Annotated in this window: 19 protein-coding genes and 2 pseudogenes; 6 read left to right on the top strand and 15 right to left on the bottom strand. The window is 58.6% G+C overall.

Annotated features, from left to right (window positions below):
• Positions 1 to 400 (bottom strand): annotated as a pseudogene (locus G113_RS09625) (TrmJ/YjtD family RNA methyltransferase); the annotation flags it as partial.
• 214 nt (positions 401 to 614) lie between these two features.
• Between G113_RS09625 and G113_RS21750 the strand changes: the two are divergent.
• Positions 615 to 860, top strand: coding sequence for a hypothetical protein (locus G113_RS21750; protein WP_236611742.1), 246 nt, complete (start codon positions 615 to 617; stop codon positions 858 to 860).
• A 63-nt stretch (positions 861 to 923) separates the two neighbouring features.
• On the opposite strand, the gene ubiT is transcribed toward G113_RS21750, so the two are convergent.
• Positions 924 to 1451: a ubiquinone anaerobic biosynthesis accessory factor UbiT gene (ubiT, locus tag G113_RS09635; protein ID WP_005899978.1), complete on the bottom strand. Its 528-nt coding sequence runs from the start codon at positions 1449 to 1451 to the stop codon at positions 924 to 926.
• 185 nt (positions 1452 to 1636) lie between these two features.
• Between ubiT and ubiU the strand changes: the two genes are divergently transcribed.
• Positions 1637 to 2632 carry a ubiquinone anaerobic biosynthesis protein UbiU gene (ubiU, locus tag G113_RS09640; protein ID WP_005899981.1) on the top strand — a complete coding sequence of 332 codons (996 nt, stop codon included), beginning with the start codon at positions 1637 to 1639 and terminating at the stop codon, positions 2630 to 2632.
• Between the two features lie 62 nt (positions 2633 to 2694).
• Positions 2695 to 3567, top strand: a complete 873-nt coding sequence (locus G113_RS09645) for a U32 family peptidase (protein WP_005899983.1) — start codon at positions 2695 to 2697, stop codon at positions 3565 to 3567.
• A gap of 78 nt (positions 3568 to 3645) precedes the next feature.
• On the opposite strand, the gene nlpI is transcribed toward G113_RS09645, so the two are convergent.
• The 7 genes from nlpI to queA all read right to left on the bottom strand — a co-directional run bounded on the left by nlpI (position 3646) and on the right by queA (position 10770).
• Entirely contained in the window at positions 3646 to 4596 is a 951-nt protein-coding gene (nlpI, locus tag G113_RS09650; protein WP_330216944.1) for a lipoprotein NlpI, read from the bottom strand.
• Positions 4597 to 4686: 90 nt separating this feature from the next.
• On the bottom strand, positions 4687 to 5055 hold the full coding sequence (locus G113_RS09655; protein WP_005899987.1) for a rhodanese-like domain-containing protein: 369 nt from the start codon (positions 5053 to 5055) through the stop codon (positions 4687 to 4689).
• A gap of 191 nt (positions 5056 to 5246) precedes the next feature.
• Positions 5247 to 6191, bottom strand: coding sequence for a protein translocase subunit SecF (secF, locus tag G113_RS09660; protein ID WP_005899990.1), 945 nt, complete (start codon positions 6189 to 6191; stop codon positions 5247 to 5249).
• Between the two features lie 10 nt (positions 6192 to 6201).
• On the bottom strand, positions 6202 to 8055 hold the full coding sequence (gene secD, locus G113_RS09665; protein ID WP_005899991.1) for a protein translocase subunit SecD: 1854 nt from the start codon (positions 8053 to 8055) through the stop codon (positions 6202 to 6204).
• 18 nt (positions 8056 to 8073) lie between these two features.
• On the bottom strand, positions 8074 to 8406 hold the full coding sequence (yajC, locus tag G113_RS09670) for a preprotein translocase subunit YajC (RefSeq protein ID WP_005899993.1): 333 nt from the start codon (positions 8404 to 8406) through the stop codon (positions 8074 to 8076).
• A gap of 54 nt (positions 8407 to 8460) precedes the next feature.
• Complete coding sequence (gene tgt, locus G113_RS09675) at positions 8461 to 9597, bottom strand: tRNA guanosine(34) transglycosylase Tgt (RefSeq protein WP_005899995.1); 1137 nt, start codon at positions 9595 to 9597, stop codon at positions 8461 to 8463.
• A 120-nt stretch (positions 9598 to 9717) separates the two neighbouring features.
• A complete protein-coding gene (gene queA / locus G113_RS09680) occupies positions 9718 to 10770 on the bottom strand; it encodes a tRNA preQ1(34) S-adenosylmethionine ribosyltransferase-isomerase QueA (protein ID WP_005899996.1) in 1053 nt (350 codons plus the stop codon).
• 231 nt (positions 10771 to 11001) lie between these two features.
• On the opposite strand from queA, the gene G113_RS09685 reads away from it, so the two are divergent.
• The 3 genes and pseudogenes from G113_RS09685 to ahpF all read left to right on the top strand — a co-directional run bounded on the left by G113_RS09685 (position 11002) and on the right by ahpF (position 14404).
• Positions 11002 to 11451 carry a CBS domain-containing protein gene (locus G113_RS09685; RefSeq protein WP_005899998.1) on the top strand — a complete coding sequence of 150 codons (450 nt, stop codon included), beginning with the start codon at positions 11002 to 11004 and terminating at the stop codon, positions 11449 to 11451.
• A gap of 695 nt (positions 11452 to 12146) precedes the next feature.
• On the top strand, positions 12147 to 12713 hold the full coding sequence (ahpC, locus tag G113_RS09695; protein ID WP_005900002.1) for an alkyl hydroperoxide reductase subunit C: 567 nt from the start codon (positions 12147 to 12149) through the stop codon (positions 12711 to 12713).
• Positions 12714 to 12821: 108 nt separating this feature from the next.
• Positions 12822 to 14404, top strand: a pseudogene (gene ahpF / locus G113_RS09700) (alkyl hydroperoxide reductase subunit F).
• An 81-nt stretch (positions 14405 to 14485) separates the two neighbouring features.
• On the opposite strand, the gene G113_RS09705 reads toward ahpF, so the two are convergent.
• The 6 genes from G113_RS09705 to G113_RS09730 form a co-directional block, all read right to left on the bottom strand.
• Positions 14486 to 14968: a GNAT family N-acetyltransferase gene (locus G113_RS09705; protein WP_005900004.1), complete on the bottom strand. Its 483-nt coding sequence runs from the start codon at positions 14966 to 14968 to the stop codon at positions 14486 to 14488.
• 118 nt (positions 14969 to 15086) lie between these two features.
• The gene (locus G113_RS09710) at positions 15087 to 16349 is read right to left on the bottom strand and encodes an MFS transporter (protein ID WP_005900006.1); all 1263 of its coding nucleotides are present in this window, start codon (positions 16347 to 16349) and stop codon (positions 15087 to 15089) included.
• Between the two features lie 816 nt (positions 16350 to 17165).
• Complete coding sequence (locus tag G113_RS09715; RefSeq protein ID WP_005900008.1) at positions 17166 to 19049, bottom strand: DEAD/DEAH box helicase; 1884 nt, start codon at positions 19047 to 19049, stop codon at positions 17166 to 17168.
• Between the two features lie 192 nt (positions 19050 to 19241).
• Entirely contained in the window at positions 19242 to 19691 is a 450-nt protein-coding gene (locus G113_RS09720; RefSeq protein ID WP_005900010.1) for a hotdog fold thioesterase, read from the bottom strand.
• Positions 19692 to 19775: 84 nt separating this feature from the next.
• Positions 19776 to 20264: a hypothetical protein gene (locus tag G113_RS09725; RefSeq protein ID WP_005900012.1), complete on the bottom strand. Its 489-nt coding sequence runs from the start codon at positions 20262 to 20264 to the stop codon at positions 19776 to 19778.
• Positions 20264 to 22282, bottom strand: a 2019-nt coding sequence (locus G113_RS09730; protein WP_005900014.1) for an FAD-linked oxidase C-terminal domain-containing protein, incomplete at its 5' end; no start/stop codon positions are given. The genes G113_RS09725 and G113_RS09730, both read right to left, overlap by 1 nt.

Here is a 22282-nt window from a genome sequence, read left to right on the forward strand (position 1 = left end):
GCCACATGGAAGTGGCACTTCTGCAGCTCGTCATTGGTGAGGCCTGTGCGCTCACGGCCAAATACCAACGCGACCGGATACTGGCTCGCCTCGCTAACCAGTTTCGCTCCCCGCTTCGCGCGGATCCAGCATGGGCCAGCTCAGGGTACGGGAGCGGGCGCTGGTGCCAATCACCAAGGCGCAATCGGCGATCGCCTCATCCAGGGTCGCAACGACCCGGGCATTGGCCAGTATATCGCTGGCGCCAGCCGCCAGGGCGTTGGCATGGCTATCGGGCAGCTCCTGGGGGATCAACCAGTATCATATTGCTCAGGCCCATGGTCTTCATGGCGCGAGCGGCCGACCCCATGTTGCCGGTGTGAGAGGTGTTTACCAAGACGATACGAATCTTATCCAACATGCCCGGTCAATCTTTCGTGAAAAATGGCGCGCAATTGTAACATAGCCAATGCCCCTTTTGGCATCGTAAATGGCATCCATTTCACAGATAAGAGGGAACTAATCCCCAAGGGAGTCGGGACTAACAAGATAGGAAGATCACGTCGAGGTATGTCGGCATGTTGCCACGCAGATTATATGAAAGCTTGCCAAGTGTTTACTTGGGCGGGGGCAGCTTGTTGCTGCTGCTCGGTCATCGCCCCTTGATATGGGGGGCTGGCGCGCTGTTGTTTGGCTGCGGCGCCCTGCTCTGGATGATGCGTTCCAGCTACAGGCGCACCGACCTGGTCGTTTATCCGCTGCACCGCTGGATTAGCCCCGAGTGGCTCTATGAGGCGCAGCCTTTTTCTCCTGCTCGGCTTGGCCATTGCCTTGGGCCAGCTCGAGCAAGGGGTTGGCTGGCGCTGCTGATTGCTGGCTAGGCCCTGCGTTGTCTCTGGGCAAGGCACCGGCATCGTCATCACACCCCGGGGCTGGTGTTACAACTAAAGCGCAGCACCTTGCGCCGTCGCCACCGCTTGCTCTGATGCCGCCCCTTCCCGCTCGATAAAGTAGGCCAGATCCAGCAAGGGGTACTTGAGCAAGGCAGGCAAGGAGGCCAAATCCAGGCTGTCGATCAGGTTCTTGAGCTCGAGGCCGAGTTCAGTATCCCCTTCAATTTTGAGGCGACGCTGGAAGAAGAGCGTATCCGGGTCTTCCCTGCGCGCCGCAATGAGGATCAGATCCTTGCTGCCACCGCTGAAGCAGACATCCACGCGAGGCGCTCCTTCGGCCAATACCAGGTGCCCTTCCCGCAAGCTGATGAACCAGCGCAGTGCCAGATCCGTCACCTCGACCTTCAACCACTTGCCCGTCAGGAAGTCGAGATCCCCGTCAGCGATGGCCTCTCGAAACACCCGAGCCAGCAAGGGCTCCATCAGCCTGCGTTGCAGGGTAAAGGGCACCAATCCCAAAGGGCGGCGCAGCAGTTGGGGGGCCCGTTCGACCAGACGGTGCTGCAGTTGTTGAAACACGGTTCTCTCCTCATGAGGTTTTCGGGCATTCAAACACAGGCCGAAGAGATGGATCCTGTTGAAAATCAAACTTGTGCGCGGTTAACCCTCTATGGGTAAAGCCACCGAAAACTGCCTCAGGTCAAAAAGCGTGACGGCGACCCTGCATACAATCGGGACACTTTTGCGTTATCGGAGCACAACCGATGGAATTACTCTGCCCGGCCGGGAACCTGCCGGCCCTAAAAAGCGCCGTGGACAATGGCGCCGATGCCGTCTATATCGGCTTCAAGGATGACACCAATGCCCGCCACTTCGCCGGCCTCAATTTTGATGGTGGCAAACTGGAAAAAGCGGTCGACTATGTCCATCAGCATGGCCGAAAACTGCATATCGCCATCAACACCTTTGCTCATCCAAACCAGGATGCCAGGTGGCAGCAGGCAGTTGACAAAGGAGTGGCGCTCGGCGCCGACGCCCTCATCATCGCCGATCTGGCCGTGCTCGATTATGCCAGTCGCCGCTACCCCGAGATGGAGCTGCATGTTTCGGTACAGGCCAGTGCCACCAATGCCGCCGCCATCCGTTTCTATCAGCAAGAGTTCAACGCAGCCCGCATAGTGCTGCCCCGGGTACTCTCCATGCATCAGGTCAGGCAGCTGTCGCGCGAGACCGATGTCGGCCTGGAGGTCTTTGCCTTTGGCAGCCTCTGCATCATGGCGGAGGGGCGTTGCTATCTCTCCTCCTACCTGACCGGGGAGAGCCCCAACACGGTCGGTGCCTGCTCACCGGCCAAATTCGTTCGTTGGGAGGAGACCCCAGCCGGCCTCGAATCTCGCCTCAACGAGGTGCTGATCGATCGCTACGGACCCGGAGAAAACGCGGGCTACCCCACCCTGTGCAAGGGGCGCTTCGAGGTGGATGGCCAGACCTACCATGCCCTGGAAGAGCCCACTAGCCTCAACACCCTGGGCCTGCTACCCGAGCTGTTTGGTGCCGGGATCCAGTCAGTCAAGATTGAGGGGCGTCAGCGCAGCCCGGCCTACGTCGAGCAAGTAACCCGGGTGTGGCGCGCGGCCATCGACAGCTACCTGAGCGATCCCGAGCACTACAACGTCAAGCCCGAGTGGGATGCCCAGCTCGCCCGTGTCTCCGAGGGAAGTCAAACGACCCTGGGTGCCTATCATCGCCAGTGGCAGTAAGGCCTTCCTATGATGCAACTCTCTTTCTGGCTCTGTCGCTGTGGCAACAAGGAACTCATATGATGCAATTTTCTCTCGGGCCCCTGCTCTTCTACTGGCCCAAAACCGACACTCAGGCTTTTTATCAGGCCGCCATGGCCAGCGATGCCGACATTATCTATCTGGGAGAGACGGTGTGCAGCAAACGCCGCGAGTTCAAGGTGGATGAGTGGATAGAACTCGCCAGGCTGGTCGCGGCGAGCGGCAAACAGGCGGTGCTCTCCACACTGGCACTCATCTCTGCCCCTTCCGAGCTGAAAGAGGTCAAGCGGCTGGTCGACAATGGCGAACTGATGATAGAGGCCAACGATCTGGGTGCGGTACAGCTCGCCCGGGAGGCGGGCGTGCCTTTCGTCTGCGGCCCCGCCATCAATGCCTACAACGCCGAGGTACTGCGCATGCTGCTAAGGCATGGCATGAAACGCTGGGTCATGCCGGTGGAACTCTCCCGCGACTGGCTAGTCGCCCTCGCGCAGGATTTGGGAAAAGAGCGTCAACAGTTCGAGGTGGAAGTGTTCGGTCATGGTTATCTGCCGCTGGCCTATTCGGCCCGCTGCTTCACCGCGCGCTCCCTAGACAAACCCAAGGATAGTTGTGAGCTGGCCTGCATCCACTACCCGACCGGGCGTCAGGCTTTGAGTCGGGAGGGACAACCGCTGTTCAACCTCAATGGGATCCAGACCCAGTCCGGCTACTGCTACAACCTGGGCAACGAGCTTGCCGGTATGGCGGGTCTGGTGGATGTGGTACGTCTTTCGCCACAAGGCATGGATACCCTGGATACCTTGGCCCAGTTTAGGGCAAACCAGCAAGGTCTGGCCCCCCTGCCCCTCTTCGGAGATCGCGAATGCAACGGCTACTGGCGCCAGATCCCGGGCATCAGCCTGGTTCAATGAGCCGTCAAGCCGAGAGCGACCCCATTCGATAAAAGCAATAAAGGCCTCGCAATGAGGCCTTTATGTTAACAGCACAACTCAGAGTGCAGCGGGTTTGCCGCTTTGCTCGCTCTGGGTCTGACTGCCCGGCGGCGGCGACTTTCTCGCCATCAGCTCCAGCTCCAGTAACGCATATCTGTGCTCGATGAAGTCATAGACGTTGTTGGCCAGCGCCAGCTTGAAGTAGCTGATCGCCTCTTTGCGGTTCCCCTTGAACAGCTCGAACTTGCCAAGGTAGAAGTAGGTCTCGCACAGGCGCTCGGCCAACTCACGGTTGTCCTTGACTCCTTTCACCACGCTGCCCATCAGTTGGGTCGCATTGATCTGACCGGTATAAAGGCGCACCAGATCCCAGTTCCAGGCATCATCACCATGCTTGTTCAAGTGATCCCGCAGGTGACTCATGGCTGTCGACTCGTCGAGCTTGCGCTCGGCCAGATAAAACCAGAGTGCCCGGTAGGGATCTTCGGGCTGGGCCTCATAGAAACGCTTCATGTCCGAAATAGACAGTGATGGTCTGTTGCCGTAATAGAGGGCGATGCCACGATTAAGGTAGGCATAGTCATAATCCGGCGCCAGCTCCAGCGCCGAGTCGAACGCCTCATAGGCCTCGTCATAGTTCTGCTGTTGAACCAGATAGACACCGATGAAGTTGTAGGCCTCGGCAAAGTCCGGCTTTTCGCGCAAAGCGCGGTTGAAGTCGAGCCGGGCCAGGGAGCGCAGTCCCACCCGATCGAACACCACGGCACGCTCGTAGAACAGCTCGGCACGTTGCTCAGGGGTCAGTTCCATCTCACCCAGCATCTGTCCCAGACGGGCCAGTGCCAGTTCGCTCTGATAGGAAACCTGTAACGGCGTCGCCAGCACCAGCGAAGTGGGCTGCGGTTGGGTAACTTTAGGGGGCTCTACCTGACTACTACTGCTGCATCCCCACAGGGGCAGCAACACCAGGACACCGAGCAGGTATCCCATCCCTTTACTGACGCTCAATGAACACTCCGACGCAGACCCTTGACCTGGCATATGGTAAAGAGGAAGCAAGGCTTTGTCATGTGGCTGATCCGCTTCCCGACAAATAAATCAGGATTCGACAGGGTATCCAGCCTCGGACCAGCCCCGAAAGCCTCCATCGACGCTGACCACATGGCGATATCCCATCTTCTGCAGGGCATCGGCCGCCAGTATGGAGCGAAAGCCACCGCCGCAATAGAGGAAGAGTTCAGTGTCAGGGCTCGGATAACGGGCCTCGATATCGCGCTCTATGATGCCCTTGCCGAGGTAACTGGCACCCGGCAGATGACCCTGGGTCCACTCGCTCTCCTCGCGGACATCAATCAGGTGAAAGGTACGCCCCTCATCCTGCCAGCGTTTTATCTGGTGCACATCGGTCTCGGCGATCTGGCCACGGACGGCCTCGACCAAAGCGAGGAAACGGGGACTGTGTTGCATAAAGGCTCCTTGCTGTCAGGAATGGCGAACAACGGCGGGCATGATAGCCAACCTGGAAGATGACAAACCATGACCATACGGGGGATGGGCGCATTTGTCACTCCCCCCTCCCTGCCCCACCAACACCTGGCACTCCAAAAACAAGAGAGCGCCCGAAGGCGCCCTCTTTCGTTAAGGCTGTCGACCAGAAATCAGGGCATGATATCGGGTTGATCTGCCCCTTCTTTATCGACTTGCGTCGGCATCATGTGCTCACGCTTGATGCCAATGAACATGGCAAAGGCGCTCGCCACATAGACCGAGGAGTAGGTACCGAAACCGATACCTATCAGCAGTGCCGTCGCGAAACCATGAATAAGCGTGCCCCCCTTGAGGAACAGCGCCACCACCACCACCAGCGTCGTACCTGAGGTTATCAGGGTACGGCTCAGGGTTTCGGTCATGGAAACATCCAGGATCTCGGCAGTATCGCCACGGCGCAGCTTGCGGAAGTTCTCCCGCACCCGGTCAAACACCACTATGGTGTCGTTCAGGGAGTAGCCGACCACCGTCATCACCGCCGCCAGTACCGTCAGGTCAAACTCCCACTGGAAGAAGGAGAAGAAACCCAGAGTAACGATGACGTCGTGAGCCAGCGCCAGTACGGCACCGGCCGACAGTCGCCATTCGAACCGGAAGCTGATGTAGGCCAGGATACAGAGCAGCGCTGCCAGGATGGCGAGGCCGCCCTGTTCCGCCAGCTCTTGCCCGACCGCGGGGCCGACAAACTCGACGCGCTTGATCTGGGCATCGCCCAAGGTCTTGACCGCAGTCAGCACCTTGTCACCCTGCTGCTGGGCTTGCAGCCCCTCTTCCGGCGCCAGACGGATGAGCACGTCGCGGCTGGAACCGAAGTTCTGCACGGTCGCGCCCTCTATCCCCTTGCTTTCCAGCACATTGCGCACCTTGGGCAGCTCAATGGTCTGCTCGAAGGCCACTTCGATGATGGTGCCGCCGGTAAAGTCCAGTCCCCAGTTCAAGCCCTTGGTGAACAGGCTGGCAAAGGCCAGCACCACGAAGAGAATGGAGAGGGCAGAGGCCGGTTTGGCAAAGCGCATGAAGGGTATGGCTTTGTCGGTTTTCAATAACTCATGCATGGCTCTTTCCTCAGATCGGCAGCTTATCGAGACGCTTGCCGCCCCAGGCCAGGTTCACGATGGCACGAGTTCCCGTGATGGCGGTAAACATCGAGGCCAGGATACCGATGGCCAGGGTCAGGGCGAAGCCCTTGATGGCGCCGGTACCGACCGCAAACAGTATGATGCAGGTGATCAGGGTGGTGATGTTGGAGTCGGCAATGGTGCCAAACGCCTTCTCATAACCCAGATTGATGGCCTGTTGCACACCGCGACCGGCTCGGAGCTCTTCACGAATACGCTCGAAGATCAGCACGTTCGCATCCACCGCCATGCCCATGGTCAACACTATGCCGGCAATCCCCGGCAGCGTCATGGTGGCACCGGGGATCATGGACATCAGCCCGATGATCAGCACCACGTTGACCACTAGTGCCAGGTTGGCCACCAGGCCAAACTTGCGATAGTAGAGCGCCATGAAGATAACGATGGCGAGCATGCCATAACCCATGGCCTGCAGACCGGAGTCGATGTTCTGCTGCCCCAGGCTCGGGCCTATGGTGCGCTCTTCCACAATCTGGATGGGCGCAATCAAGGCACCGGCACGCAGCAAGAGCGCCAGGTTGTGGGCTTCGTTGGCATTGTCTATTCCGGTAATGCGGAACTGGCTACCCAGTCGTGACTGGATAGTCGCGACGTTGATCACCTCTTCCTGCTTGCGGAACTTACGCTTGCCATCGGGACCCGGCTCACCGACCGGCTTGTACTCGATGAATACGGTGGCCATGCCTTTACCAACGTTGTCCTTGGTAAAGTTGGCCATCTTGTTGCCACCCTGGCCATCAAGCTTGATGTTGACCTGGGGACGGCTGTACTCGTCGAAACCGGACTGGGCACCGACAATATGATCACCGGTCAGAATGATGCGTTTTTGCAGCACCACAGGGCGGCCATTGCGATCGGTATACACCTTGGAGCTCGGCGGTACCCGGCCATCGGCGGCAGCTTGAGGATCGGCAGTCTCATCCACCATGTGGAATTCCAGGGTCGCCGTTGCGCCCAGGATCTCCTTGGCGCGGGCCGTGTCCTGAATACCAGGCAGCTCAACCACGATGCGCTCTGCACCCTGTTGCTGCACCAGCGGCTCGGCGACGCCCAGCTCGTTGACCCGGTTGCGGATGATGGTGATGTTCTGCTCGAGGGCGTACTTCTTCACTTCCTTGATCTTGGCTTCGCTCAGGGAGGCCAGGATCAGGAAATCATTACCCTTCTGCTCGCTGTTAAAGGTCAGATCCGCATTCAGGCGACGCAGATGGGCGATGGCCTTCTCTTGATCCGCTTCATCACGGAACAGGATTTCAACCCGATCGCCTGCCCGGCGCACACCAGAATAACGGATCTTCTGAGTACGCAGCTCGGTGCGAAAATCTTGCACCATCTGATCTTGCTGCTTGACCAGCGCCTCGGCCATGTCCACTTCCATCAGGAAATGCACACCACCGCGCAAGTCGAGACCCAGCTTAAGGGGGTTGGCGCCGATCGCCTCGAGCCAGGCCGGGGTAGAGGGTGCCAGGTTCAGCGCGGTGACAAAATTGTCACCCAGCTTGGATGCAACCAGATCACGGGCCTTGAGTTGATCTTCGGTATTGGTAAAACGCACCAGGATCTGGTCGTGTTCGAAGGCGGCATGTTTGACCGGAATAGCGGCCTCATCCAGGATCGCTTTAACCTGGTCCAGCGTCTTGAGCTGAACCTCGGCACCGCGACTGGCGGAGACTTGCAGAGCCGGATCCTCACCGTACAGGTTGGGGGCTGCATATAGAAAACCGATGGCGATCACGATGATCACCATCAGGTATTTCCACAGCGGATAGCGGTTTAACACGCTGTGCTCCTTGGGAGATTAAAGGGACTGGATAGAACCTTTGGGCAGAACGGCGGTGACGAAATCACGCTTGATGGTGACCTGGGTCTGATCGTTCAGGGCCAGTACCAGATAGTCGTTCTCGGTGGAGACTTTGGCGATTTTACCGACCAGGCCGCCGGAGGTGAGCACTTCGTCACCCTTGGCCAGTGAGCTCATCAGATTTTTATGTTCCTTCACGCGCTTGGCTTGCGGACGATAGATCATGAAGTAGAAGATCAGGCCAAACACGGCCAGCATGATGATCATTTCCATGCCGCCACCCTGGGGACCGGCACCGACGTCTGCATAGGCCTTGGAGATAATGCTCATTTAACAACCTCTTATTGATATGGATTTAAGACACAACGCGCTGCTACGTTGTTGTTATTGCACGTTTTCTTCAGCTAATGGAGGCACGGCCTTCCCTTGCCGACGATAAAACTCAGTCACAAAGTCGTCTAATTTACCCTGCTCGATCGCGTCCCGCAAACCCTGCATCACTCGCTGGTAATAACGCAGGTTGTGAATAGTATTCAAACGGGCACCCAATATCTCGTTGCACTTGTCCAGATGGTACAAATAGCTGCGAGTGTAATTCTTGCAGGTGTAGCAATCACAATCGGCATCCAGGGTACTGGTATCCTCGCGATACTTGGCATTGCGGATCTTGACCACGCCGTCGGTGGTAAACAGATGACCGTTGCGGGCGTTGCGGGTCGGCATCACGCAGTCGAACATGTCGACGCCACGGCGTACCCCTTCCACCAGATCTTCCGGCTTGCCCACGCCCATCAGGTAGCGTGGCTTGTCGGCCGGAATTTTCGGGCAGACATGCTCGAGGATCCTGTGCATGTCTTCCTTGGGCTCGCCCACCGCCAGACCGCCGACCGCATAACCATCGAAGCCGATCTCCAGCAGGCCGTTGAGGGACACGTCCCGCAACTCTTCATACACGGAGCCCTGGATGATACCGAACAGGGCATTTTTGTTGCCCAGGGCATCAAACTTGTCGCGGGAGCGCTTGCCCCAGCGCAGGGACATCTCCATGGACTTGCGCGCTTCTTCGTAAGTGGCCGGATAGGGGGTGCACTCGTCGAAGATCATGACGATGTCGGAGCCCAGATCGTACTGGATCTCCATGGATTTCTCGGGGTCGAGGAAGATCTTCTCGCCATTGATGGGGTGACGGAAGTGCACACCCGCCTCGGTGATCTTGCGAATGTGCCCCAGGCTGAATACCTGGAAACCACCGGAATCGGTCAGGATGGGACCCTGCCAGTTCATGAAATCGTGCAGATCACCGTGGGCGCGCATCACCGCCTGGCCCGGCCGCAGCCAGAGGTGGAAAGTGTTGCCCAGCAGGATCTCGGCGCCGGTCTCGCGTACTTCTTCCGGGGTCATCCCCTTGACGGTGCCGTAGGTGCCGACCGGCATGAAGGCCGGGGTCTGGACCACGCCACGTTCAAACACCAGCTGGCCGCGACGGGCCCGGCCGTCGGTGGTTTTCAGTTCAAATTTCATTGCTACCTCGATTCAGTCAGAGAAACAGTCTGACAGCAGGGGACCCGATGGGCCCGATACAACAAGAAGCCGGCCAAGATCCTGCCAAACAGTCCCTGAACGGCTTCTGAAGGGCGAGGTTTATACCTTCGCCCGGCGACGGGTGACGAACATGGCGTCCCCGTAGCTAAAGAAACGGTACTGCTCGGCCACGGCCGCCTGATAGGCCGCCATCACGTTATCATACCCGGCGAAGGCACTGACCAGCATGATCAGGGTCGACTCGGGCAGATGGAAGTTGGTGACCATGGCATCGACCACCTGGAACTGGTAGCCGGGGAAGATAAAGATGTCGGTGTCGCTGAAGAAGGGCGCCAGCGGCTGACCCTGGGCCAGGGTCGCCTTGGCGGCGCTCTCCAGCGAACGTACCGAAGTGGTACCCACGGCAATGACTCGGCCGCCACGGGCACGGGTCGCCGCGATGGCGTCGACCACCTCTTGTGGCACCTCGGCATACTCCGAGTGCATGTGGTGATCTTCAATCTTGTCCACCCGCACCGGCTGGAAGGTTCCCGCCCCCACATGCAGAGTGACAAAGGCGGTCTCCACCCCTTTGGCCCTGATCCGCTCGAGCAGCGGCTCGTCAAAGTGCAGACCCGCGGTCGGCGCCGCCACGGCACCCGGCTTCTGGTTGTAAACGGTCTGGTAGCGCTCCTTGTCGGCATCCTCATCGGGCCTGTCGATATAAGGCGGCAGCGGCATATGGCCGATGGCGTCGAGGATGTCGAGCACGGGGCGGGGATCCAGGAAGTGGATCTCGAACAGGGCGTCATGACGGGCGCGCATCTCGGCTTCAACACCCCCATCGAGTATGAGGCGGGTGCCTGGCTTGGGCGCCTTGGAGGCGCGCACATGGGCCAATACGCTCTTCTCATCCAGAATACGCTCTACCAGCACCTCCAGCTTGCCGCCGCTGGCCTTCTGGCCAAACATGCGAGCAGGAATGACCCGGGTGTTATTGAACACCAGCAGATCGCCGGGATTGAGCAGGTCGAGTACGTCGACAAATTGGCCGTGGCGCAGGGCGCCGCTGTCGCCATCAAGTTGAAGCAGACGGCTGGCAGTACGTTCGCTCATGGGATAGCGGGCGATCAGCTCATCGGGCAACTCAAAGGAAAAATCGGATACTTGCATCGTGACTACTTGGCTTGGCAATAGGATCGGCGGCTAGTCTAGTTATCCCCCACAGGCATGGCAACCGAAAAGGCCAAAAACACAAGGGATACAAGGGGTACAGACCCGCTTTGTGAACCAGGATCAGTTAATTTGGCTATTGCCTTCCCCCTTGACTCCGATCATGTTTTGCCCCTCGCCACTGGGCTAGGGTGAAGTGAGCCACACAAGGTTGGTCCCAAGGAGGTTCGCATGATGACCCTGAGCGAGATAATGACAGAGCAGCCCTTCACCCTGGGGCCGGACAACAGCGTCAAGCAGGCGATGGACCTGATGCAGCAGGAGCGGATCCGCCATATTCCCATCGTCGATGAACAGCGGCAGCTACTCGGCCTGGTTACGCTCACCGACATACTGGCAACGCGCGAATCCAAGCTATTGCTAATTGACCCTGAACGGGAGGCCGAATTTACCGACAGCGTGCGTCTCGAGGAGATCATGACCCGCAAAGTCGCCACCGTCAGCCCCCATGCCGGTATCAAAGAAGCCGCCCTGTATCTGCAACGGCATCGCTATGGCTGCCTGCCGGTACAAGACAAGGGACAGCTGGTCGGCATAGTCACCGAGTCGGATATGATCACGGTGGCGATCAACTTGCTGGAGCTGATGGAAGACAGTGACCCCTCACCCATCACTGACTAATGCTGTAGTGAACAGATCTACATTTGGTAATTAAATTACAAAAACAAGTTTATTTAGGCGGTATTTTCGCCATTAATCTTTTTTAATGACCAATTTTGACTTTAAAAGAACATAAAGCCATTGCAATGTGATATTGATCACACTATTATTCCCCCATGCAATGTTTGCCGAGAAGATGCCTGTGGCGCGTGCAACCACCCTAGCGTCTTCTCATTCTCTGCAAGTTTGCACACCCCGTAGTGAGTCTTTATTTTTATTGCCATTCCTTTGTTTTGATACCCCGGCCCTGGCGCCGGGATTTTTTTATCTGTCATTTTCGCGCAGATACCCCCCAGGAAACCAAAGACCCAGGGCCTGCGCAGATCTCCCTTGCTGGGGCGACCTTTCCGGATCAAGCCGCCCATCACTGCCCCTCCAGCGCCGATTCCCGGCGCTACACCACCTTCGCCTCACACTTCCCCTCCAACATGGGGTAAAGCTGGATTTAACATCTCCCTTATCTTTAGAAAACATATGTTTATTCTAAATTGATCGGTATATTCATCCTGGGTACAGGCAAGATGGTTAATCTAAAAAACAGATTTGTCCGATTCATAATTGCCGCTTTAACCGATTGGGAAATGGCCCTATCATCATCCCAGTCAACTAACCCAGGGTCGCAAATCGTTGCCCCAGGGACACACAGGAGCAAATAGATGTCTACCTATATCAATACCGAGATCAAGCCGTTCAACGCTACCGCCTACCACAATGGCAAATTCGTTCAGGTCTCCGACGCTGACTTGAAAGGCAAGTGGTCCGTGGTGTTCTTCTACCCGGCTGACTTCACCTTCGTTTGCCCGACCGAGCTGGGTGACCTGGCTGACAACTACGCCGAATTCCAGAAGCTGGGCGTCGAGATCTACTCTGTCTCCACTGACACCCACTTCACTCACAAAGCGTGGCATGACACTTCCGACACCATCCAGAAGATCCAGTATCCGATGATTGGTGACCCGACTGGTGCCATCACCCGCAACTTCGGCGTGATGATTGAAGAAGCTGGCCTGGCTGACCGTGGCACCTTCGTCATCGACCCGCAGGGCATCATCCAGATCGTTGAAATCAACGCTGGTGGCATTGGTCGTGACGCTCTGGAACTGCTGCGCAAAGTCAAAGCTGCCCAGTACGTTGCCTCCCACCCGGGTGAAGTGTGCCCGGCCAAGTGGAAAGAGGGTGATGCCACTCTGGCGCCGTCCCTGGATCTGGTAGGCAAAATCTAAGCCTCCCTCCTCCAAGACCGGCCCATTCAAGGGCCGGTCTGCTTTCTGGCCCAGTGCTTTCTGAATCCAGTAATGCGCCGACCCGCAATAACAAGAAGGAATTCGACCATGTTAGATACCAACCTCAAACAGCAGCTCAACGGTTACTTGCAGTACATCGTCAATCCTATCGAGATCAGCGTGTCCGGCAATGACAGCGACAAGTCCGCAGAGCTGCTGGCCCTGGCCCGCGAAATCAGCGACATGTCCCCCAAAATTTCCATGACTGATAGCAGTAATACCCGCAAGCCTTCCATGAGCATCGCGCCCCAGGGCCAGGCCCCGCGTGTTCATTTTGCCGGCATCCCCATGGGTCATGAATTTACCTCCCTGGTGCTCGCCCTGCTGCAAAGCGGCGGCCACCCCTCCAAGGCCGATCCGGCCGTGCTGGAGCAGGTCAAGAACCTGAAGGGCGAGTTCCACTTTGAGACTTATATCTCTCTGTCCTGCCATAACTGCCCGGACGTGGTGCAGGCGCTGAACCTGATGGCGACCCTGAACCCCGGCATCACCCACACCATGATCGACGGTGCCCTGTTCCAGGATGAAGTGAATGAGCGTCAGATCATGGCCGTGCCAAACGTCTATATGAATGGTCAGCCGTTCAGTCAGGGCCGCATAACCCTGGAGGAGATCGTTGCCAAGCTCGATACCGGCGCCGCAGAACGCAAGGCCGCCGAGCTGAGCGAGAAAGCGCCCTACGACGTCCTGGTCGTGGGGGGGGGCCGGCGGGGGCAGCCGCTGCCATCTATGCCGCCCGCAAAGGGATCCGTACCGCCATCGTCGCCGAGCGTTTCGGTGGCCAGGTGATGGACACCGTCGGCATCGAGAACTTCATCTCCGTGACCTACACCGAAGGTCCCAAGCTGGCCGCCAGCCTGGAGCAGCACGTCAAGCAGTACGGGGTGGAAGTGATCACCGAACAGCGTGCCGCCGCCATCAGCAAGGATGGTTATGTCAATGTGGAGCTGGCCTCTGGTGCCACCTTGAAGAGCCGCGCCGTGATCCTGGCGACCGGTGCCCGCTGGCGCGATCTGAACGTACCGGGTGAGGTCAAATACCGCACCAAGGGCGTGGCCTACTGCCCGCACTGCGACGGCCCCTTCTTCAAGGGCAAGCGCGTGGCGGTGATCGGTGGTGGTAACTCAGGTATCGAAGCCGCCATCGACCTGGCTGGCATCGTCGAGCACGTCACTGTGGTGGAGTTCGCCGATACCCTGCGTGCCGACGACGTATTGCAGAAGAAGGCCCGCTCCATGGGCAACATCGACATCATCATGAGCGCCCGCACCACCGAAGTGATAGGCGATGGCAGCAAGGTGGTGGGGATGGATTATGAAGATCGCACCACCGGGGAAATCAAGCACCTGGCGGTGGCGGGCATCTTCGTCCAGATAGGTCTGGTACCGAACACCGAGTTCCTCAAGGGGAGCGAGATTGCCCTGACCCGCTTTGGCGAGATAGAAATCGATGCGAGAGGCGCCACTTCCCTGCCCGGTGTTTATGCCGCTGGCGATGCCACTACGGTGCCGTTCAAGCAGATCATCATCTCCATGGGCGCGGGTGCCACCGCAGCATTGGCGGCATTTGATCACCTGATCCGCACCCCTGAGCCTGCTCAGGTTCAACAAGCTGAACCCGCCCTGGCCTAACCTCGACCAACCCGATCGCAAACCGGTGCCAAGGCACCGGTTTTTTTATTCCCGTTTCGGGCATCGCTTCGGGCCACCCAGTCACTCCCGTGGCATGAGCCGCTTGCTCATGGCGATATTGGTCACCTCATAGCCCAACCTGCGATAAAGGGCCAAGGCCGCCGGATTGTTGGCAAACACGTTCAATCCTATGCTGGCAAGCCCCAAGTCGCGGGCCAGGGGCTCGAGCAACTCGAAGGCCCGCTGCCCATGGCCCAGACGCCGGGCATGGGGCAAGATGGTGATGTCAAACACGAAACCGCTGCGCCCCTCATCGGATCCTCGCAGCGCAAACCAGAGCCCACCCACTGTCTGCCCTTCCCCATCACGGATCTCAAACAGTCGATGATCGGCGGTATCCAACCCTTGAGGCAGCAGGGCGTCATATTCGGCCTGGGCTCGCGCGACTGCCCCGGCCAGTGGCCAACGACCGGTCGCCACATTCTCCTCGGCATAGTCACGCCAAGATTGCGCCACATAACTCTCATAATAAGCCTGGCTCATGGCCACCAGCTCGGTCTGCATATGAACTCCTCGGTGATCTGCTGGCCTCTCTTGCGCTCTGGATCTCACCATGGCATCAAGGTCCTTTACGCTATTTTGTCCTGCTCAGCCCGGATCCTGACTCCCGGTCAGTACCCGGCTAACTCGTCTGCCCCTGGGGCTCTGCCAGCTCCACATCGGGTCTGGGTTCAAGCTCAGCACTCATGGGCGTATTGGGAGGCACCGGCATAAACTGCTGGTGTTCGGCCAGGGGGACTGGCGCTCTAACCCGTTGACGCCATACCAGAAACAGCGTCAGCAACACGCCGCACAGGCAGAAGTAGGCAAACAGGCCCTGGGGACCAAACAGGTGGATGGCGGTTGGCGCGAGCACCGGTCCTATCATGGCGCCCAGGCTATAGGAGAGCAACAACCCCTGGTTGGCACTGAGTACCTGATCCGGCTTGAGCTCATCACAGGCATGGCTGAGGCTCAGGGGGTAAATCGAGAACGCCAGGCCGCCAAACAGGAAGATGAGTCCGGTCATCAGCCACTGAGGTTGGGGCGCGGGCAATGCCGCCATTAGCAAGGCAATGACGGAGAGCAGGGCGGCCAGGACGCCAATGATGAGGCGCCGATCGAAACGGTCCGATATGCGCCCGATTGGGTATTGCAGGCACATCCCCCCCAGGATCACCACGGCCATCATGTTGGCTACCCGCTCGATGGGGTAGCCACTGTCGGTGAAAAACAGCGGCAGCAGACCATAGATGGCCCCCAAAATGAGGCCCGAGGTCATGCTGCTCCACATGCCTGCCGGCGTGAGGCGGAACAACTCGAGAAAGCCCACCTTCTGGGGTTGTATCATGGCGGGCATGGCAACCCTGGAGAGAGCTAGCGGGATCACTGAGAGAGAGGCGGCCATGGCGCACAGGGCAAATGGCACCAGCATCATGGGGTCTACTACCTTGAGCAGCAGCTGACCGGCGGCCAAGGCACCGTAGAGCAATATCATGTAGAGGGACATCAGCTTGCCCCTATTGGCCGGGGTGCTGGAGACCAGCATCCAGGATTCGAGCACCACAAACAGGCCGCCTGTGGCAAAGCCCCCCAGCAGCCTGAGCCCGGCCCAGACCCAGGGATCGACAATGAGACCATGCAGTATGGTCAATGTGCAGATGAGAGAGGCATAGGCGGCGTAGGCACGGATATGGCCCACTCTGATGATGAGACGGGCATTGGCAAAGGATCCGAGTACCAGACCGGCAAAGTAGGCGCCAGAAACCAGGCCTATGGCCTGAGCATCTACCTGCTCGGCCGAGAGCCGCATCGTCAGCAGTGTGCTCATCAAGCCATGACCCAGAATGAAGATCACTAAACTTATCAGGGGAGAAATCACCCCTTGCAACCGCGTTGCTGCCATAGGCAAGCCACCCTTTTTTCAAGCCAGAACCACACAGGCTACGGATAAATGACGCGAGCTTCAACCCATATGGCGTCACCATGGCTGACTCAGTTGCCCCCATGCTGCACCAGACCCCCGGATCATCAACTCATAGCCGGAGGCTCCCTCGCCCCCATCCAACCTCCACTGAATTGCCAGCGCAGTCTGCTTCACGAACTTATCGAGGGGTTATCTCCCTGGTCGTTACCCCGTAAAACAAGAGCATCGGGGAGACCTGGATGCCCCTTAACAATATGCCCGCCATACAGGGTCTTGATCCTGCCCCCTCGGCTCTCAGGCTAGATGCCATATATAGATGGGCGATTTCCGCCTCCCGAATCCAGCAAGATAACCCCACCGCCCCTCAAGCAGAGAGAACCATGTCGCAAGCCTTCCCAAGCCCGCAAAACTCCAATGGCTAGGTTGATTGAGTGCAGTCTCATTGGCCGTGATAGCGTCATGGCCGCATCCTGCCCGATAAACGACGCTGAACAGCGTTATCTGCATCTACCGAGCCCATAGAGGCTGATGCCCATCCCAACCACTGGGGCAACAGTGCTTTAGCCACCCATGTGCTGGCCATGAACCTAAAACAGAAAGAGCCATGGTCACCGGTATGGCAGTGGCAAATTCGGTAGCCTCTCGATGCAGGATCCCGCTTGCCTGTCACCTTGAACCAAGGTGGAGCCAAAGGAAATTGCCCGACTACGGGGTGAGCGCATCATCGTTGTGACTACAATTAGCAAGCATAAAAAAGGCCGCTCGATGAGCGGCCTCTTGGCATGGTGTTAGCGCTTAGCTGTCGCGACGCTTACCAGCGAATTTACGATCTTTATTGAAGCCACCTTCACGGCGCTCCCCACCCTTGTTGAACGGGCGGTCACCGCTGGGGCGGCGATCCTTGTTGAAAGGACGATCGCTACGCGGAGGGCGAGGCGCGGTGTTGGTACCGGCAGGCACTTCGGTATAGCGAGTGATCTGCAGAGGACGTTGGCAGACACGGGCCTTCTTGATCACTTCCAGTACGTCGGCAGTCATGCCCTTGGGCAAGTCGACGGTGGAGAAGTCATCGGCGATGTCGATGTTACCGATGAAGCGGCTCTCGATGTTCGCTTCGTTGGCGATGGCGCCAACGATCTGGCCCGGCTTGACGCCGTGATGAGCACCCACGTCTACACGGTAGCGCTCCATCTCCACATCCGGGTTGTCTTTGAGCGGACGCGGCTCGAGGGACGGCATGCGACGAGCAGGACGATCACCACGGTCACCCGCATCACGGCTGCCGAAGTCACGGCCACCGTCACGACGTTCGAAGTCACGACCGCTGCCCGCATTGAACTGCGGCTCAGGGATGGAGTCATCCAGCAACAACGGCTGGTCGCCTTGTACCAGTTTGGCCAGTGCGGCAGCCAGCTCCAGCGGATCGGCAGAATCTTCTTCGATCAGCTCGTTCACCAGGTTCAGGTAGAGCTCCAGCTCTTCGCCCATCATGGTTTCCCGGATGCGCTCCTTGAACTTGGTCATGCGGTGCTGGTTGATGTCTTCGGTGCTCGGCATCTTCATCGGCTCGATGGCCTGACGAGTGGCGTGCTCGATGGCGCGCAACATGCGGCGCTCACGGGGAGCAACAAACAGGATGGCCTCACCCTTGCGACCGGCACGACCGGTACGGCCGATACGGTGTACGTAGGATTCGGTGTCGTAAGGGATGTCGTAGTTCACCACGTGGGTGATACGCTCAACGTCCAGACCACGAGCGACCACGTCGGTGGCGATCAGGATGTCCAACTGGCCCTGACGCAGCTTGTCGACGGTACGCTCACGCAACTTCTGCGGAATATCACCGTGCAGGGCTTCACAGGCGTGACCGCGAGCGGCCAGTTTACCAGCCAGCTCTTCGGCGGCGTTCTTGGTACGAACAAACACCAGTACGGCTTCGTAGGGCTCGACTTCCAGCAAACGGGTCATGGCGTCCAGCTTGTGCAGACCTGTTACCTGCCAGTAGCGCTGGCGGATGGTCGGTGCAGTGGACGTCTTGGTGATGATCTTGATCTCTTTGGGCTGCTTCAGGTGTTTCTGGGCAACACGACGGATCTGGTCCGGCATGGTGGCAGAGAACAGCGCGACCTGACGAGTGCTCGGGCACTGATCCATGATCCAGTCCACGTCGTCGATGAAGCCCATACGCAGCATTTCATCGGCTTCGTCCAGTACCAGAGCTCTCAGACCGGAGAGGTCCAGGTTCTTGCGACGGATAAGATCCATCACACGGCCAGGGGTACCCACGACAACCTGGGCACCACGACGCAGGGCGCGGGTCTGGGTTTCGTAAGAGGAGCCGCCGTAGATGGGCAGGACGTGGAAGTCCGGCATGTGCTTGGCATAACGTTGGCAAGCTTCTGCAACCTGCAGCGCCAGTTCACGGGTCGGAGCCAACACCAAAACCTGGGTGTTGCGGTTACCAGCTTCCAGACGAGACAACAGAGGCAAGGCAAAAGCAGCGGTCTTCCCTGTACCGGTTTGCGCCTGCCCCAGCAGATCGTGTCCCGCCATCAGGTGGGGAATTGCTGCGGCCTGGATTGGTGACGGGCGCTCATAGCCCACGTCCTGCAGCGCTTTCAATACGGGCGCGGCCAGTCCAAGCTCACTAAAAAGGGGCAGTTGTTCGGTATCAGACATAGATTCTTCCAGATTAAGGCAGGCGGCTAAACACCGCGGAATAGCAAAAGGCGGCGATTATAGCGCCACTTTGTTCTGCTGTCTTGAAAAATGTGATAAGCCTCTCAAGACGTTGGCAATTATAGAGGGATCTTGCGACTATGGCTTGCTTATTTTTCAGCCATGGTGCGTGATAGCAGATCGCAATGCTCGCTAGCCCTTGTCCCGCTTGTGTTTGAGCACGGCAACGGTCAAACGACTAATACAAAGCAAACGCGCCCTTTCATCCCGAATCTCTATCTGCCACACCTGAGTCGTTGCCCCCAGGTGCAGGGGAGAACAGCGCCCTGTCACCACCCCTTCCCGCTTGGCACGCAGATGATTGGCGTTAATCTCAAGGCCGACGCAATAACTGTCGCTGCCAACCGACATATTGGCCGCCACCGATCCCAGACTCTCCGCCAAGACCACAGAGGCACCGCCGTGCAACATGCCAAAAGGCTGATGGGTGCGCGCGTCCACTGGCATGGTCGCCTCGAGCCAATCGGGCCCAAAGTCGGAGTAGCTGATACCGAGATGGGCCATCAGAGTGTTGGCCGATGTCGCGTTTAGCTGCGCCAAGCTCAGAGGTTGTTGCCAGATAGCCTGTCTATCGTCGCTCATGAACTGCAGATCTCCTGAAATGGGGTGAACATCATGGGGAACAAGCTGGCAGATGCCGCCTGCCTGAGCAGGTCGGCATCCGGTTTACCAGGGATAGCTGATGCCGGGCCACTCGGCCCAGGGCACTTCCCGCCCCGGCAAGCAGGGTTCGGGCCAGTGCCAGACCTTGCCGAGCCAGACCCGCAACTCGGTTTCAAGCTCGGCATCGCCAAGCGGGGCATCGGCCACCTTCCAGAAGAAGAGCTCCACCGCCACCTCCGGCAGAACCGAGGGATAGAGATAGACCCCGCCCCAAAATTGCGGCTCCCGATCCGGGCTCCAGAGGCCATAAGCAAAAGATCGCTTGGCCAGAAACTCGGATCGTTGCCAGGCCAGATCCTCCTCATGCTGGCTCAGGCTGAACTGGGCGGAAGGCCAGACATCCTCGGGGCGAAACAGCTGATGCAACTGTTCCCGCTCGCGCAACATGGCCACAAACTCCACCACAGCCTGGGTCGGGTTGACCGGCAGCAACAGAAAACTCGGGTGCCGAAAGGCTTGCGGCACCCGAAACCGCTTGGGAAGCGTCAGCATCAGAGCAGTTCCAGCAGGGCCTGCAGCGGATGCTTGAGCTTCTCCCCCTCCATCCGTTTGACCTGGCTGCGGCACGAATAGCCGGTGGCCAGACAGCGCGCCTTGGGCAGACGGGAAAGCGGCTCGGCCCAGCTCAGGGCATAGATCCCCTTGGAATTGTCCACCTGTTTGGCGTCGTGACCATAAGTGCCCGCCATGCCGCAACAGCCCACCGACACAGGCTGCAAACGAGCGCCGAAACGGCCAAACAAAGTGCCCCAGTCACCATGAGTCGACGGTTTGGCCGTCTTCTCGGTGCAGTGGGCAAACAGATACCAGGGTTCCGCCTCCGTCGCCTCATCGGCAATCTTGGGCGACGGCGCCGGAATGGAGAGCAACCACTCCTGGGGCAGCAGTACCTGGAAGTCGCCGCGGGCTGAACCCAGCGCTTTCACATATTCATCGCGATAACAGAGCACCAGGGAGGGGTCGACCCCCACCAACGGCACATCGAGGCGGGCCAGACGGTTAAGAAATTGCGCACTGTTGGCTGCGGTGCGGGCGAAGGCGCGTAAAAAGCCTTTCACATGCTGAGGCTTGCCGTTGGGCTGGAAAGGCAACAGATAGGGCTGATAACCGAGTTTGGTCATCAGTCGGACCAGGTCTCGTACCACGGGGGCATCGTAATAGCTGGTAAAGGGATCTTGCACCAGCAGCACCACCTTGGCTCGCTGCTCGGCGCTCATGGCTTCCAGCCCGGCAAGGTCGAAATAGCGGGCACGATGATCGCGCAGCTCCTCGTTCAGGGTCGGAATACTCAGTAGCGGCACATCCACCATACCGATACTCTTGGCGCTCAGGCGCTGAGCCCACTCCTTTTCCAAGAAGAAGTTGACCAATTTGGGCATCTTGGCAAGCCAGGGGGTATAGCTTTCAACGGTGCCGACGAAGTAATCCTTGGGACCACGCAGGTAGCGGGCGTGATAGAGCTGGATGAAACGAGCCCGAAAACTTGGCACATCCACCTTGATGGGGCACTGGCTGGTGCATGCCTTGCAGGCCAGGCACCCCTCCATCGCCTCCATCACCTCGTGGGAGAAGTCATACTGGCCACGACTGCGGGCCACCGTATTGCGAAACTTGTCGACTATCCCCTTTATCGCTAAGCCACGGCTTTGCAGCGCCACCTCCTCTGCCAGCGGATCGAAGCCCTGCTCGGCGAGTTGACGCAACCATTCGCGCATCAGTCCTGCCCGACCTTTCGGCGAGTGGCGGCGGTCGCGGCTGATCTTGACCGAGGGGCACATGGGGGAGTCGGTCTCGAAGGTGAAGCAGAGGCCGTTGCCATTGCAATCCATGGCGCGGGTGTAACTTTCCCGCACCGCAATGGGGATCTGGCGGTCGAACTTGCCGCGCTTGGGACCATCGACCGACACCAGCTCGGCACCACTGCCATAGGGCATGCAGATTTTGCCGGGATTGAGGCGGTTACCTGGGTCAAAAGCGCCTTTCACCCGTTGCAGTTCCTCCCACAGCTCACCGAAGAAGGCGGGGCTGTATTCGGAGCGAAACCCCTTGCCGTGCTCCCCCCACATCAAGCCGCCATATTTGGCGGTGAGCGCCACCACCTGATCCGAGATGCGCCGCAGCAGTACCTCCTGCTCGGGATCGCACAGGTCCAGCGCGGGACGCACGTGCAATACCCCCGCATCGACGTGGCCGAACATGCCGTAGTCGAGGCCGTGTCCGTCGAGCAGGGCACGAAACTCCATGATGAAGTCAGCCAGGGACTCTGGCGGCACGGCGGTATCTTCGGTGAAGGCCACCGGCTTCTTGCGCCCTTCGGCGTTGCCAAGCAGCCCCACCGACTTTTTGCGCATGCCGTAGATGGTTTCGATACTCGGCAGGTGATTGCACAGCTGATAGCCAATGATGCCCGCTTCCCCGCGCGCCAGCAGCGCATCGATGCGGCGGCGCAATTCAGCCACCTTGGCCTGATGCTCTTGCTCGTCGGTGTCGGCGAATTCGACGATATTGAG

It is taken from the genome of Aeromonas molluscorum 848, from assembly GCF_000388115.1.
Lineage (GTDB): Bacteria > Pseudomonadota > Gammaproteobacteria > Enterobacterales > Aeromonadaceae > Aeromonas > Aeromonas molluscorum.

Coding starts and splice junctions, on each gene's coding strand:
- ubiU (WP_005899981.1), top strand. CDS start 1,637: ATGGAATTACTCTGCCCGGCCGGGAACCTGCCGGCCCTAAAAAGCGCC.
- G113_RS09645 (WP_005899983.1), top strand. CDS start 2,695: ATGCAATTTTCTCTCGGGCCCCTGCTCTTCTACTGGCCCAAAACCGAC.
- G113_RS09655 (WP_005899987.1), bottom strand. CDS start 5,055: ATGCAACACAGTCCCCGTTTCCTCGCTTTGGTCGAGGCCGTCCGTGGC.
- secF (WP_005899990.1), bottom strand. CDS start 6,191: ATGCATGAGTTATTGAAAACCGACAAAGCCATACCCTTCATGCGCTTT.
- yajC (WP_005899993.1), bottom strand. CDS start 8,406: ATGAGCATTATCTCCAAGGCCTATGCAGACGTCGGTGCCGGTCCCCAG.
- tgt (WP_005899995.1), bottom strand. CDS start 9,597: ATGAAATTTGAACTGAAAACCACCGACGGCCGGGCCCGTCGCGGCCAG.
- queA (WP_005899996.1), bottom strand. CDS start 10,770: ATGCAAGTATCCGATTTTTCCTTTGAGTTGCCCGATGAGCTGATCGCC.
- G113_RS09685 (WP_005899998.1), top strand. CDS start 11,002: ATGATGACCCTGAGCGAGATAATGACAGAGCAGCCCTTCACCCTGGGG.
- ahpC (WP_005900002.1), top strand. CDS start 12,147: ATGTCTACCTATATCAATACCGAGATCAAGCCGTTCAACGCTACCGCC.
- G113_RS09705 (WP_005900004.1), bottom strand. CDS start 14,968: ATGCAGACCGAGCTGGTGGCCATGAGCCAGGCTTATTATGAGAGTTAT.
- G113_RS09710 (WP_005900006.1), bottom strand. CDS start 16,349: ATGGCAGCAACGCGGTTGCAAGGGGTGATTTCTCCCCTGATAAGTTTA.
- G113_RS09715 (WP_005900008.1), bottom strand. CDS start 19,049: ATGTCTGATACCGAACAACTGCCCCTTTTTAGTGAGCTTGGACTGGCC.
- G113_RS09720 (WP_005900010.1), bottom strand. CDS start 19,691: ATGAGCGACGATAGACAGGCTATCTGGCAACAACCTCTGAGCTTGGCG.
- G113_RS09725 (WP_005900012.1), bottom strand. CDS start 20,264: ATGCTGACGCTTCCCAAGCGGTTTCGGGTGCCGCAAGCCTTTCGGCAC.